The sequence below is a fragment of the Lysinibacillus xylanilyticus genome (genome assembly GCF_001708185.1).
Lineage (GTDB): Bacteria > Bacillota > Bacilli > Bacillales_A > Planococcaceae > Lysinibacillus > Lysinibacillus xylanilyticus_A.
Genome location: NZ_MDDN01000015.1, coordinates 1 through 12,923, shown reverse-complemented (window position 1 = coordinate 12,923; position 12,923 = coordinate 1). Strand labels below are relative to the sequence as shown.

Annotated in this window: 15 protein-coding genes; 8 read left to right on the top strand and 7 right to left on the bottom strand. The window is 33.5% G+C overall.

Annotated features, from left to right (window positions below; genetic code table 11):
• Window positions 1-81 precede the first annotated feature (81 nt).
• Entirely contained in the window at window positions 82-579 is a 498-nt protein-coding gene (locus BFJ97_RS19200; protein WP_175401815.1) for a hypothetical protein, read from the bottom strand.
• Window positions 580-689: 110 nt separating this feature from the next.
• Here BFJ97_RS19200 and BFJ97_RS19195 point away from each other — a divergent pair, with 110 nt between their 5' ends.
• Window positions 690-1,154: an NUDIX domain-containing protein gene (locus BFJ97_RS19195; RefSeq protein ID WP_068986259.1), complete on the top strand. Its 465-nt coding sequence runs from the start codon at window positions 690-692 to the stop codon at window positions 1,152-1,154.
• 47 nt (window positions 1,155-1,201) lie between these two features.
• On the opposite strand, the gene BFJ97_RS19190 is transcribed toward BFJ97_RS19195, so the two are convergent.
• Both BFJ97_RS19190 and BFJ97_RS19185 read right to left on the bottom strand, forming a co-directional pair.
• Window positions 1,202-1,645, bottom strand: a complete 444-nt coding sequence (locus BFJ97_RS19190) for a GNAT family N-acetyltransferase (protein ID WP_068986258.1) — start codon at window positions 1,643-1,645, stop codon at window positions 1,202-1,204.
• Window positions 1,646-1,670: 25 nt separating this feature from the next.
• Window positions 1,671-1,988, bottom strand: coding sequence for a MazG nucleotide pyrophosphohydrolase domain-containing protein (locus BFJ97_RS19185; RefSeq protein ID WP_068986257.1), 318 nt, complete (start codon window positions 1,986-1,988; stop codon window positions 1,671-1,673).
• A gap of 77 nt (window positions 1,989-2,065) precedes the next feature.
• Between BFJ97_RS19185 and BFJ97_RS19180 the strand changes: the two genes are divergently transcribed.
• Window positions 2,066-2,641, top strand: coding sequence for a TIGR00730 family Rossman fold protein (locus tag BFJ97_RS19180; protein WP_068986256.1), 576 nt, complete (start codon window positions 2,066-2,068; stop codon window positions 2,639-2,641).
• A gap of 350 nt (window positions 2,642-2,991) precedes the next feature.
• On the opposite strand, the gene BFJ97_RS19175 is transcribed toward BFJ97_RS19180, so the two are convergent.
• The gene (locus tag BFJ97_RS19175) at window positions 2,992-3,321 is read right to left on the bottom strand and encodes a DUF6241 domain-containing protein (protein ID WP_068986255.1); all 330 of its coding nucleotides are present in this window, start codon (window positions 3,319-3,321) and stop codon (window positions 2,992-2,994) included.
• 401 nt (window positions 3,322-3,722) lie between these two features.
• Between BFJ97_RS19175 and BFJ97_RS19170 the strand changes: the two genes are divergently transcribed.
• The 5 genes from BFJ97_RS19170 (at window position 3,723) to BFJ97_RS19145 (ending at window position 7,759) form a co-directional block, all read left to right on the top strand.
• Complete coding sequence (locus BFJ97_RS19170; RefSeq protein WP_068986254.1) at window positions 3,723-4,313, top strand: hypothetical protein; 591 nt, start codon at window positions 3,723-3,725, stop codon at window positions 4,311-4,313.
• A 563-nt stretch (window positions 4,314-4,876) separates the two neighbouring features.
• Complete coding sequence (locus tag BFJ97_RS19160) at window positions 4,877-5,305, top strand: cytidine deaminase (RefSeq protein ID WP_068986252.1); 429 nt, start codon at window positions 4,877-4,879, stop codon at window positions 5,303-5,305.
• A gap of 294 nt (window positions 5,306-5,599) precedes the next feature.
• A complete protein-coding gene (locus tag BFJ97_RS19155) occupies window positions 5,600-6,451 on the top strand; it encodes an alpha/beta fold hydrolase (protein ID WP_068986251.1) in 852 nt (283 codons plus the stop codon).
• Window positions 6,452-7,172: 721 nt separating this feature from the next.
• On the top strand, window positions 7,173-7,370 hold the full coding sequence (locus BFJ97_RS19150) for a helix-turn-helix transcriptional regulator (protein ID WP_068986250.1): 198 nt from the start codon (window positions 7,173-7,175) through the stop codon (window positions 7,368-7,370).
• A gap of 5 nt (window positions 7,371-7,375) precedes the next feature.
• Window positions 7,376-7,759, top strand: a complete 384-nt coding sequence (locus BFJ97_RS19145) for a hypothetical protein (RefSeq protein WP_068986249.1) — start codon at window positions 7,376-7,378, stop codon at window positions 7,757-7,759.
• 1,050 nt (window positions 7,760-8,809) lie between these two features.
• Here the strand turns inward: BFJ97_RS19145 and BFJ97_RS19140 are convergent.
• From BFJ97_RS19140 to BFJ97_RS19125, 3 genes are all read right to left on the bottom strand, one after another.
• A complete protein-coding gene (locus tag BFJ97_RS19140) occupies window positions 8,810-9,505 on the bottom strand; it encodes a potassium channel family protein (protein WP_068986248.1) in 696 nt (231 codons plus the stop codon).
• 436 nt (window positions 9,506-9,941) lie between these two features.
• Complete coding sequence (locus BFJ97_RS19130; RefSeq protein WP_068986246.1) at window positions 9,942-10,607, bottom strand: HAD family hydrolase; 666 nt, start codon at window positions 10,605-10,607, stop codon at window positions 9,942-9,944.
• Window positions 10,608-10,626: 19 nt separating this feature from the next.
• Window positions 10,627-10,815, bottom strand: a complete 189-nt coding sequence (locus tag BFJ97_RS19125; protein ID WP_068986245.1) for a transmembrane Fragile-X-F protein — start codon at window positions 10,813-10,815, stop codon at window positions 10,627-10,629.
• 268 nt (window positions 10,816-11,083) lie between these two features.
• Between BFJ97_RS19125 and BFJ97_RS19120 the strand changes: the two genes are divergently transcribed.
• Entirely contained in the window at window positions 11,084-12,247 is a 1,164-nt protein-coding gene (locus BFJ97_RS19120) for a hypothetical protein (protein WP_068986244.1), read from the top strand.
• The last annotated feature ends 676 nt before the right edge of the window (window positions 12,248-12,923 follow it).

The following is a 12,923-nucleotide window of genomic DNA, read 5'->3' as shown; positions in this document are numbered from 1 at the left end:
GCTGACCGCTTTCCTTAGGTGTCAAATGAACCCAAGGTAGTCGCCCAGCCTCCAATCCAAATAATCATTAGCGCTTCCTTTTTACTGAAAATAGTAATTGACGGCCTCGTCCGCAGAATTTAACACGATATTATTTTTGGTTTTATAAATAAACTTTGGTGAAGTACAGGCTTTTTCGAGACTTTTTGCTTGTTTCAACGTATCGGTCATTTGCTCGATCATATCAGAATAGCCATCAAGATTATTAGATATTTTCGGCAGCATTGAATCCGAAATGTCGAGCTTAATGGAAACTTGATCCTCCACGTAATTATTTAAATTAATGAAAAAACATTCTTCTAGATTTTTCGAAGACTTATCAACATTAATAACAGCTTCATTATAATTGGCAATTAGTCCCGTAGATGTTACAGTTATTGTAAAACCTTGTTCTGTTAATTTTTTATTTATACTATCAAGAAATGTATTGACTTCAGCATCTAATTTTGGCGTTACATTATTTTGTATTAATGTATCGCAATTTTGATAAATAGTATCAATTTCAGCCTGCTTTTCAACGAGTAATTTAAAATTTGACATAGAGTACACACTAAATCTCCCCTTTTCTATAAGTTTGACATTCGGGCGTTTTTTTAGTCATCTTTAAGCCATATATTTTCATTACATAATCTAATTTAGGAGAGATATACATGCATATTAGGAATTCCATTAAAGCTGTAATTGTAGAAGAAAATAAAATTTTACTGACAAAAAATAAAGACACTGAAGGCTACTTTTATCTTTTTCCTGGAGGTGGTCAGGAACATGGAGAAACTTTTCACACTGCTTTAAAAAGAGAATGTATCGAAGAGATTGGTTGCTCGGTTGAAATCGGAGATCTACTGTTCATTCGGGAATATATTGGGAAAAATCATGAGCATGCAGCTTTCGATTTTGATGCTCATCAAGCGGAATTTTATTTTGTTTGTCAGTTATCACAGGGAAATGACACGAACTTTCAGCCAACAAATCCTGATAGTCATCAAATAGGACTAGAATGGGTAACGATTGAGGATTTATCTAATTATCGACTTTACCCAAAAGAATTAAAAAAGTATCTCCAGCAGTATGATAGCGGTCAAGCAACGCCCATCTATTTAGGAGATATAAATTAATAAAACAGAAGGCTGTCATAACGAAAGAATGTGACAGCCCTTTACCCTTAAACTAAATGTTTTATCATTGTGTAATAGCTACTTCCTGGAGGATAATCTTTTATTTCTCCTACAACCTGGTAGCCCCTCACTTCATAAAACGTACGTGCTTGAAATTCATATGTAGTTAACAGTGCCTTTGTAGCTCCCATTTGCTTAGCTGTTTCTTCAGCTTTCGCTAGTAGCTGTCCACCAATTCCTTTTCCACGGTATTCTTTAGTAAACCAAAACTTGTTGATTTCCACCCATCCCCAATAAACCTCAGCAGTGATACCACCAATCCATTGTTGTTGGTGATCTGTGACGATTAAGTTTAAAGGACGTACAGAACCTTTTTGTCTACTTTCTTTATGATACGGTGAATGTTCGTCATTGTACTCTTTTAACTTTGTATTTAAAAACGTAGTAAAGTCATCGTGATTTTCTAATAAAACCTCAATTTGATAATCCATATGAATCCCCTTTCTATACAGATTTTTACGCTTTATAACGAGCCATTAGCTTTTCCTGATGAGCTGTGAAAATTTCTTCAAGTGAAATATCATATTTATTGGCTATCACAATAATATTCCCTAGAACGTCTCCCAGCTCCTCTACTAATTCTTGCTTATTTTCTTCATAAGAATTAACCTTTTCATCTGGTCGATCTCTCCCAATTTCTAATGCTCGTATAGCTCTTGCGACTTCCCCTGTTTCTTCAGCAAGAAAGCCTATACGCGTAAATATACTTAAATCAGACCAACCACGTGTATCATAGTAATCTTTCACCCATTTTTGAAATTCATTTAATTCCATTTCATCTTCCTCCATTTCTTTCCTTTTAAAATTAAATTATACTATATAAGAAAATAATTAGTTATGGAGGAAAGATGATGAATAGTATTGCAGTGTTTTGCGGATCGAGCATCGGTGCTTCTGAGGCATATAAAGAAGGGGCTATTCTTCTAGGAAAAGAATTAGCTAAACGTAATATTACCTTAATTTATGGTGGAGCTAGTGTAGGTGTGATGGGTACAGTTGCAGACACAGTTCTTCGTGAAGGCGGTAAAGTGATTGGCGTGATCCCTACTTTGCTAGAGGAACGAGAAATTTCACATAAACATTTAACAGAGCTTATTGTCGTTAATTCAATGCATGAACGCAAAAGCAAAATGATGGAACTAGCTGATGGCTTTATCGCTTTACCGGGTGGACCTGGTACGTTAGAAGAATTTTTCGAAGTATTCACATGGAATCAAATTGGCCTTCTGCAAAAGCCATGTGGTCTTTTAAATATTAATCATTATTACGATTTACTTATTGGGTTATTTGACCATATGCAAGGCGAACAATTTTTACAACCCCAATATCGTAACGCATTGCTTGTCGATGAAGACGTTACAGCGCTTTTGGATCAATGTGCTGCATATGTCCCTCCTGCAGTTAAAACATATCAAACTAGTAAATGATTAAATTGGTTAAAGTAGCTTGAAATTATAAGATATTGTATTGGTTTTAATAAAAATGCTTTACTATCTTACATACTCAAAAAACAGCTGAAATATGTTTATCAGCTGTTTTTCATGTTCAATTGGGGTGTCTTATTAAATAAAGTATGACTCTATGGCAAAACGCGGGGGTTGATTTCCGTTCCGACCAAGTGCTGTCGGTTCGCTTTCGCATAGAGCAAAGCTTCCTGGGGTCGCCCGATGAGCCGCTTGGGGCAACAGATGTTTTTTTGATGTATTCTCGGACTATTTATTCTGCATTGTATACATTGATGATTTAACAAAAACTTCAAATAGCAAAATAACATAAGTTAATTCCGTTTTTCTGTCGTTCCAAAAACTTCATCTACCTCTTTAGCGAAGACTTGGAATATATAGTCTTTCTCTTGTTCTTCTGAAGCAATACCTATCGCTGCACCTTCAGGCCGTTTCCCCCCTTGCATACGCATCAAAACATTATGATCATGTTCAACTATTGAAAAATCACCCTTTTTCCAACGTTTTAATATATCTATATACGTTTCATGACGTTCATATTTATCTTTGTTTTCTTCTACCATCTGTAATAAAATGTCGATTCTTTCTGGCGTAATCATAATAGAACCTTCTTTCATTTCAGCGATAATCTTTTGGTGCGCCATCTGTTGAATCACTTCTTCTACTAGATTGCCAACGAAGGGTTCATCTCCACTTTTCCATTCATCAATCCTATTGGAAAAAGTAGGAATTTACCACCCCATGCCCCTCGTATCCACCGTCGATACAAATTTTTCTTTTTCATCTTCTTTTGAACCATTCTCTAATTCGTTCTCAGCACGTTCGGACTCTTCTTTTTCAAATGGGTCGCGCGGCAGACTATGGTATTCTGAGCGAACATGATAAGCATCTATTGCAGATGTAAGGGAAGCGATGGATCAAATCCATTCTTTGGTAACTTGTTTTGTACTTTGATTAATATAATGAATTAATTTGTTTTATGGTGGTAAATTAAGTAAAATTAATAGTGGCTATAAAATATTATAAACGGTGGGAGGGGTTAAATGTGGATTCAACATATATTCTTTACAATATTGTTCCCGTAGCATTCTTAATTTTGCTGGTATATATTTTTATTGATATCTTTCTTGATTATTTTAGAAAAGCAGAAAAAAGCAATAAGAAACGAGTTATTCTGTATAGCTTTATTTTTTACTTAATCAGCCTTATTCAAATTAAATTTGGTGGATTTACACTTCCTCAAAATTCATCAGATAATAGTAGAACTTTTATTTCAACGAATGATTGGTTTGGAATATTCGATACAATGAACTTTAAGATTTCTATGTGGAGCTACTCAGCTATGGTTTATAACGTCATTTTATTTGTACCATTAGGCATTTATTTATTCCTTTTATTCAATTTAAAAAGTAATAAGAAAGCCATTTCAATGGTCATTTTAAGCTGTTTAGTGATGGATTTAGCTCGTCTTTTACTTGGGTGGACTGGTTTTACTATAAGTAGCTTTACTTATACAGATATTATCTATTTGTTATTTAATATTTCAGGCGGAGTATTAAGCATATTTTTAGTAAAGTACACAGTAAATTTTATTCGCTCTTCTAAATTAAATAGCCAAGCAAAAATTGTCGAATAAAATATACACATATATACTTAAAAACGGTCCCAAATAAGACTTAGGTGACCTTACAAGGAAAGCTTTCAAAACGAGGGTTTGGGAAGGTTATAATCCAATTAACGCAGCAGGTTTGCTGAAAATAGGGAATTGCTTTTATTTGTAGATGATTGGGGGATAATTAATGGAGTTTAATATTTTGATGTATATAATGCTCATTTTAAGTCATTTAATATCTGTCAGTTTAATATTGGCTATTTTTACTTCCGTCTTTGTGAAAAGTAGAAAGAAGGGATATGTATTTTTAACAATCTATATATTACTAAGTATATATTCGCTAACCACTGGATTTAAGGACTCAATGTTATTGGGAAGTTATATGTTGATTATATACATTTGCTTAGGTGTAGTAACTTACTTTGTTATTAAAAAGAAACTTTCAAAAAGAACCGAAATTTAGAAATGGATGTTTAGTGCAACAAGCACTTCAAACCTTCCCAAACCTCGCTTTGGGAAGGTTTTTTTAATCATAAGATATAACCTACCAAATATTGTATAATTAATTATATTGGGAGGGAGATTTTATGTTGAAAGTTAAGCCTTTAGAAAATAAAGATTATGAATTGATTAAAGAAGCAGAAAAAGTAATAGAGAAAAATTATAGATATGGACGTCATCACATCGGGTCGGCTATTAGAACAACTTCGGGAAACATATTTTCAGCTGTACACGTTGAAGCGAATGTAGGCAGAATAACGGTATGTGGTGAAGCAATGGCTATTGGAAAGTCGATATCAGAGGGTGACCACGAGTTTGAAACGATTGTAGCTGTCGCTCATCCACATCCACACGAAGATATTGAAAAATGCTGGGTAGTAGCTCCTTGTGGAATGTGTCGTGAATTAATAAGTGATTATGGAAAAGATATCAATGTAATTATTTCTTACAAAGGTGAATTAGTAAAATGTAACGTAATGGAGCTATTACCAGAAAAATATACAAGTGATATATAATATGACTTTAAATTCACTACGACATAAGTACATTAATGATTTATAAGATATGCAAAATAAACCTAAATAACGTTCCCAAATGGAAGTTAGGGAATACCCCCCATTCAATTGAATGAGGGGTTATTTTGGCTGCTAATGATTGTTATGTTCCCTAATGAGACTTTGGTGACTCTACAAAGAAATGTACCCAAAGGTGACGTTTTGGGAATGTTTCTTTTCCTATTGAGCAATCCAAAAGAGTATAATTGTATTTGTTAGAATATTACAAATTATAGAAAATAGGATGTGTCAAATATGTGGGAACAAAAATTAATTGAAACACCAAGAGGAACTTTCGAATATTTTGTAAGGGGAAATGGCGAGCCACTTGCTATTACACACTATTACATGGCTTTTAATGAAAAAGGCAATTGGTTTGCTAATCCATTCACAGAACATTATCAAGTATTTTTAATTAATGTCCGAGGTGCAGGCAATTCATCTGTCATTGAAACGGATGAACAGATGAATTTAGAAGAAATTATTTTAGATTTAGAAGCGATTCGTGAAGAATTACATATTCCTAAATGGGCTTTTGCAGGGCATTCAACAGGTGGCATGCTTGCATTGCAATATGCTGTATTAAAGCAACAATCTCTAACAAAATGTATCTGTGGTTGCAGTGCAGCAAGTAAAGCTTACGCAAGTCATCCAAATAGTGTTTACTGTCCTGAAAATACGAATTTCAATCGAATGATTGAAATTATGGAAGCATTGAATAATCCAAATACAATACAAGAAGAACGAAGTAAATTATCTTTTGAATGGGCAATGATGTCCTTTGTAAGTGAGGAAAAATTAAAGCATGCACTTACATTGCCAAGTAGTGGTCGCACAATTGGTAAAGCTTTGGACTATTTTAGAAAAGTGGCAGTAAAATCATTGGATTTACGAAAAGACCTTCCAACAATTCAAGTGGATACTTATGTATTTGGCGGAAAATATGATGCACAGTGTCCGATTGAATTTAGTCATGAAATTACTGACCTCATTCCTACGTCTGAATTAACAATCTTCGAACAATCGAATCACAATCCATTTGTTGAAGAAGAGAAAGCATTTATGGATTTTGTTAAAGAAACTACTAAGACACTCAAGTATGTATAATATATAAATTAAACGTTCCCAAATCAAATCTTGGTAACATTTCAAACATCGCTCCATCTTCAGGTGGAGCGAGGGTGGAAACACGATTTACTCAAATGCCTTATACAGATAGTAATAGTAATTCGCAATCGGGACAGATGGTTACAAAGAATTCGTATATTGCGTTCGTAGCTTACTCTCGATAAGAGTAAAAAATCCACGAGTTATGGACTCGTGGATTTATTTTTTTTGTAGAGAATAAAATTATCACACATGAAAATGGTGGAATTAGTTAGAAACCCCAAGCTCTATAAACTGATTTTTACCATTGTATAAAGTATAAAAAATAAAACTAAAAAACGTTCCCAAACGCAAGTTTGGACATACACCAAAAATCCACAAATGTTGTTAAATCAACGTTTCGTGGATTTTCTTATGAACATTGTTTATACGTCTTTTATACAGGTGGCGTAAACGGTTGATGTAGCAGTATTTTTACTTGTTTGGTTTGTTCTTCACTTTGCATAAAATCGTGTATATTTCTGTAACGTTATCCGTATTAATCTGACGGGACCCCATGATCGGGAATGGTATGAAAATGACGAAGATTGTACTTTTTAATGTTTCTAAAATTCATCTATGATAGATGGATTCTTGAGTGCTTTTTGTACTTGACGACCTCCAAAAAGTAAAGTAAGCTTTACGTAAAGTTAAGTTTACTTTACTTTCTGGAGGGCAAAGTTTGAAGAATAATATAAAGAATTTACGCGCTAAGCATGATTTAACTCAAGATAAATTGGCTGAACTACTTAATGTATCAAGACAAACAATTATTTCACTCGAAAAAGAACGCTACAACCCATCTATCATATTAGCATTTGAACTAGCTCGTATATTTAATTGTAGAATTGAAGAGATATTTATTTATCAGGAGGAATGAACTTTATGTCTGATGCAAAGAAAAATCAAATATCATTTTTAACTTCTGGACTTTTTGCAACTGGAATGGGGATTTTTTTAAATTATGAGGCTATATTCAAGGGAGAATTTCCTAATTATATTATACTCCTAGCTTTGGGGTTAAATCAGCTAATGCTAGCATACCTTTCACCACATATTTTCCCTAAGGATGAACGTGCAAAAGAAATTATTGGAAAAGCAATGACAGTTAATTATTTCGTTTTATTCGGTACGATCAGCGTTCTTTTTTTACTAACAAGTTCCTTAGGACCTTTAACGCTTAGCTCGACACAAGCACTTAGTGTTCTATTTTGTATCATGGCCCTGACTATTCCAGGAACAATGATTCTTTATTCTAAAAGAGTTTAGTAATTAACAATCTAGTACTAATAAATTGTTAATTACGAAGTTTATCTTACGATGTAAAGATCAATCAGAAAACTTAATTCCATAAAGAGGTGATTTAGTATTAAAACAAAAATAATTATCCCTAGTATATTAAGTAGCGCTATATAAAAATACTGTATATTATCTTAAAAAGGAGATTATATACAGTATTTTTTATTTTGCTATTTTTTATTGTGGTTCCACATCAAAAATCATTGCCCAAGTAAGATTACATATTACTCCAGTACTATATGAATTGTTTGCATAAACACGTGATGAAAATAGACCAGCATATCCTGCTGCAATTATACTTGCCCATCCCATTCCTGGAACCCAAACTGCTAAAAGAGCAGCACTACCACCACCTACTGCTACACTAGCTAAATCAGCTGCAAATTTATTAGCATCACATGAATTAAGTTTCCTACTTTTCCCCCACCAATTTGTTGTTGAGCTTGTTGTTACTCCATTACAATTAGCAAATAAAGATAAATTATTAGGTAAATATCTGAATTAGAATCTAAATTAGTGATTTCTAAATTTAGAGAATCGAAATATCTTTACTGACCTTCTAATAGCTCTAAACTAACGCCATCTTTAACAGCACTTGTTGTATCCAAATTAAATAATCCTTCATTGACAGAAACATATTTTTCCAAAGACGAAAATAGTACGGAATATGATATAGGTACAATTAAGAACGAAACTGAATTATTGTGTATACAGAATTTTATACATGGTTGATTCGAGAGTGTTTTTCGGCTAGATCATCAGATGCAGCATGTATAATACTGCATACTGATTCTTGTTTCTTTTTTAATTTCTAACTAAAGTCTATGTACATATAACAAATCGTTTTTCACATTCCAAAGTAATCTTTAAGAAGAAAAAAGACAATGATACATATTATTAAAATAAGCATACAACCAGGTGACCCAAAAAACGTTAAAAGGTGAATTAATGGATTTCTGAAAACAAACCTCTGTTAAATAAAGAGTAGGCGCTTCAGATGGCTAACTCATTTGCATATAGTCATAATTTCCTTTTCAAGAATAACTGGATAAACTCAATATCCTCTTTTGTTATGTCTTCAATCTCATCAATTGACTGAATTACTTTCAAAACTTGCTTATCTCGAGAATCTTTAGGTTTATTACTAAAATAATTAGTCATTGCAGATGTGAATATACCGACAATCCCAATCCCTACCATTAGTAATACAGCAGCCATTAATCGACCTAATACGGTAACAGGCGCAATATCTCCGTAGCCAACAGTAGTAATTGTAATCAAACCCCACCACAACGCCTCAGCGTAGGTTTCAATCGCGGGTTCAACTATAGCAATTGGTATTGGTATGAGAAATAACATGGCGACACCAAACTTAAAAGCTGTGTCTAATCCATTCGTTCTTAACACCGCATAAAAAGGTTTTAAATAACGTGAACTAATGCCAAGCAATTGAAGAACTTTAAATATACGGACGAGTCTAGCTGCTCTTAAAAGGGAATCGAAAGGGATTAAAGCTACTAACTCTAAAGGATGTTTCTTAACATAGTGCCACTTATTTTCTGCTCGTGCAAAACGAACAATGTAATCCACTACGAAGATGAGCCAAATAGTTTGTTGAAAAATCACAAATCGTTTATCAAACATGAGTGCCAGGACTACTGAGATAAGGATTAAAACAATCATAAAAATTTCATATGTAATTACAAGCTTTTTCACTAAATCTACCGCCTATATCAAATAGTTTACTAGTCAATATTTCATATCAAGCGTGTTGATTAACCACTTTTATCCACACTGATTAATTAAATGCTCTGATTTCCGCTACGGGTTACTCGCTTTCCTGCGGGAGTCGAGTAGCCCTACGCTACAATCAGTTAAAATGTGAAGTATTAGCAAAATCGCAACAAAAAATCCTTTTATCGCTCAATAATAAACCTACTTTTCCCTAATCAACACGCCTGATTTCATATTATACTTCTAAATCCAAATTGCATTTGGCACGGGCTCTGCGAGGCTATGTCTGCGCCCGCCGAAACACGATGGCACCGTCTGCTCCTGTTGGATATTTTAGGTTTCAAACCCTTCTGCATTTTAAAGAACACCGCTTTCAATTCTTCAATACTCATTTCCTCATTCTGTTTATGTTCCACGTTTAACATCCATTCAATGATTTAATATAGTCTTGAATTTCTATTAAATGATCAATGATGTAATCCGCTTCAACACTTTGCCATCCATCATTTCTTTTCCAAATAGCCACCATTCCTACTTTTTTAGCCGCTTCCACATCATTGAAAGGATGATCCCCTATGTACATACTTTCGTTTGCTGACACCCCTAGTTTGGATAGTGCTCGATGAAATATTTCAGCATTCGGCTTTTTGATGTCTTCCCATTCAGAAATAAGAATCACGTCAAAATGATCTTCAATCCCTAATGCCCGTATATTGTCTAATTGAAATTGCCCATAACCATTTGTAATAATGCCAAGTTTGAAGCCTTGCTTTTTCAAATTGTGTAACATACTATGCAAGTTTTCAAATGGAACACTGTGATGTTTAAATTGTTGTAAATAATCTTCTAACAATGCTTCTGGAGAAAGCTCAATAGAAAATTCTTCAACCATTTGCTTATAAACTGTGTCTTTCCATACGTAACCTCCATTATCTAACTCAATAAAGCGATGAACATACGTCTCCTTTAAAATATGTGACAGATGTGGCTTTAATCGCTCGTACTGTTGGTCAATGAATACACGTACAGAACGATCACGATCTAACAATGTTCCATCTAAATCAAATATTACCGCTTTAATCAATGTCCTTGATCCCCTTTCACTACACCTCTTTACGTTTTTTCACGGCTACCGCAGCAATTATGACCGTTATTAGCTTTATCACGAAAATTAATAGGTAAATACTGAAAGAAATGATTGCTGGTAATAGCACTAACCACCAAGACCATGCAATAACACCTGTAAGCTTTAACACTACCAAGACAATTGTTAATACTTCAGCGACTCCCATGTTCACACCACCTGTCAAATATAAAGTCTCTACAATGAATGCCTGAATTTCGTCATGTCTCAGACTTAATGATGAAGTCTGTACTTAAATTAGAATGCTTAAGCTTTTTTGTTCTACAACTATTAAAGCACCAATCATAAAATATGTCTTTTCATCCACTCACCTTTTTTATTTTTCAACTTTTTTTCTAAAACGTTGAACTTTTTCAAATGGTAAATCGTCTAATTATTGGTAACAACCAATTATAAAAATAAAAGGAGAAATAAATATGAATAAACCGATTAAAAGAACTTGGATGCTTGCATCTGCACTAACATTAGGAATGGCTGTTCTGACACCACTTTCAGCAGGAGCTGAAGAAGTAAAAACAACAGATAGTAGTAGTATTACTGTTCAACTTGAACACAAAATTACAGGAAAAATTAAAGACATCTACGGCGATGGAATGAACCTTAAAGGAAATGATGGTAAAAATTACTTTATCAGTTTCTATAAATTTTCTGCCGAACAGCTAGAAAAAATGAACTTAGTAGAAGGACAGGAAATTTCTGTAGAAGGTAGTGTTGTAGAGAGTTATTCAGACTTCTATACGTTTGAAGTTTTTAAAAAAGAATTGCCTAAAGAAGTAACTAAAGAAGATTTAACAAAATTAGAAAAAATGTTTAATGACATCAAGAAGTTAGAAAAAGAAGTGTCCGCTGAAATAGGAAAAGAGGCGACTGATGAAGAAATCGAAAAGAAATATGAAGAAATAGAAAAAATTCACGAAGAAATGTATAAAATTGCAAAACCTTATATTTTGGCTAATTGGCAGCCTCAAACTTTTGAAGAGTATATAGAAGATTTCGGGTTTAAAGAGAACAATATCGTTATTAAAGAAAACGATATTACACAGCTTAAAGCTATTTATGCAGAATGGATAAAGCTTTATAAAAACGGTGATGAAGTAAAAGCTACTGAAAAAATGGATGAATTTTATAAAATTCTCCAACCATATTTAGATGTACTATATCCACCACAAACTTTTGAAGAGTTCATGGAAGGCTGGGAATTAGATATCCCTACCGAAACTTTAGCCAAACTAAAAACGATCTATGAAAATATTCTAAAAGCAGATAAAGAGGAAAATACGGAGTTGTCTGAAAAACTATGGGGTGAATTCGATCAAATTATTAGCGAGTTCATCAAACCAGTACCATTTGAAGAATACATGTCTGACTTCGAATTTGAAGTCAATGAAGCGGATAAAAAGCAATTAAAACCACTTTATGAAGAAGCATTAGCTCTTGATAAAAAAGGGGATTTTGAAAAAGCTCAAGAAAAATGGGAAGCATTTTACAAAATTTTAGACCCATATTTTGAAGCAAATAAAGACACGCTAATCTCCGCTTCTAAAGTAACAATTAACGGCCAAGAATATCTTGCTCAATAAGTAATGGTATTTGGGGTATATCAGAAGTCATTGTAAAATGGCTTTTGATATACCCCTTTCTTTTGGTTACTCGACTAAAGCATCTTAGCGGAATAATAAAAAATACGCTTAAAAAATTTCGATTCTATTATCATTGGATTCATACACTTTATTTCTTCAATAAACATTTGAGTCTTTTCCTTCACTTCATTCTCAAACTGTTCTTTTAAAATCGTAATATCATGAAAGGATCCAAATTTAGCACCTTTAAAGTATTTTTCCTCTGTGCAAATAAGGCTATTCCATGAAGGTCCTATTTCACATTCCAATTCACTTACTTTGATGCAATCTTTTTCAACCTGCAATTCTAACCAGGTAGAGTTATTTTCTATATATTTTATAGCGATATAATGGTGATGAACTAATAATGTAACAGCCTCATTTCTTACCTCCAGTCAAGTGTAATTCTTTAATTTCTTTTGTTTTTTGATTTAGTTGTAGCTGGGAGGGGTACCCCTCCCAACTACAACTAAATTTTCGCACGACTAAAAGACCTTACGATTTTCTTTTTTTCGAAAGGTCGGTGTGTTATAGTAAATATAAACTTGGTTACGATTTCAGAGCTGGTAGTGCGGACTCATAATCGTACAATATGCCGTGTGTAATAAGGTGAAATGCAACTTTCAAGAACTTATTC

Coding starts and splice junctions, on each gene's coding strand:
- BFJ97_RS19200 (WP_175401815.1), bottom strand. CDS start 579: ATGTCAAATTTTAAATTACTCGTTGAAAAGCAGGCTGAAATTGATACT.
- BFJ97_RS19195 (WP_068986259.1), top strand. CDS start 690: ATGCATATTAGGAATTCCATTAAAGCTGTAATTGTAGAAGAAAATAAA.
- BFJ97_RS19190 (WP_068986258.1), bottom strand. CDS start 1,645: ATGGATTATCAAATTGAGGTTTTATTAGAAAATCACGATGACTTTACT.
- BFJ97_RS19185 (WP_068986257.1), bottom strand. CDS start 1,988: ATGGAATTAAATGAATTTCAAAAATGGGTGAAAGATTACTATGATACA.
- BFJ97_RS19180 (WP_068986256.1), top strand. CDS start 2,066: ATGAATAGTATTGCAGTGTTTTGCGGATCGAGCATCGGTGCTTCTGAG.
- BFJ97_RS19175 (WP_068986255.1), bottom strand. CDS start 3,321: ATGGCGCACCAAAAGATTATCGCTGAAATGAAAGAAGGTTCTATTATG.
- BFJ97_RS19160 (WP_068986252.1), top strand. CDS start 4,877: ATGTTGAAAGTTAAGCCTTTAGAAAATAAAGATTATGAATTGATTAAA.
- BFJ97_RS19155 (WP_068986251.1), top strand. CDS start 5,600: ATGTGGGAACAAAAATTAATTGAAACACCAAGAGGAACTTTCGAATAT.
- BFJ97_RS19145 (WP_068986249.1), top strand. CDS start 7,376: ATGTCTGATGCAAAGAAAAATCAAATATCATTTTTAACTTCTGGACTT.
- BFJ97_RS19125 (WP_068986245.1), bottom strand. CDS start 10,815: ATGGGAGTCGCTGAAGTATTAACAATTGTCTTGGTAGTGTTAAAGCTT.
- BFJ97_RS19120 (WP_068986244.1), top strand. CDS start 11,084: ATGAATAAACCGATTAAAAGAACTTGGATGCTTGCATCTGCACTAACA.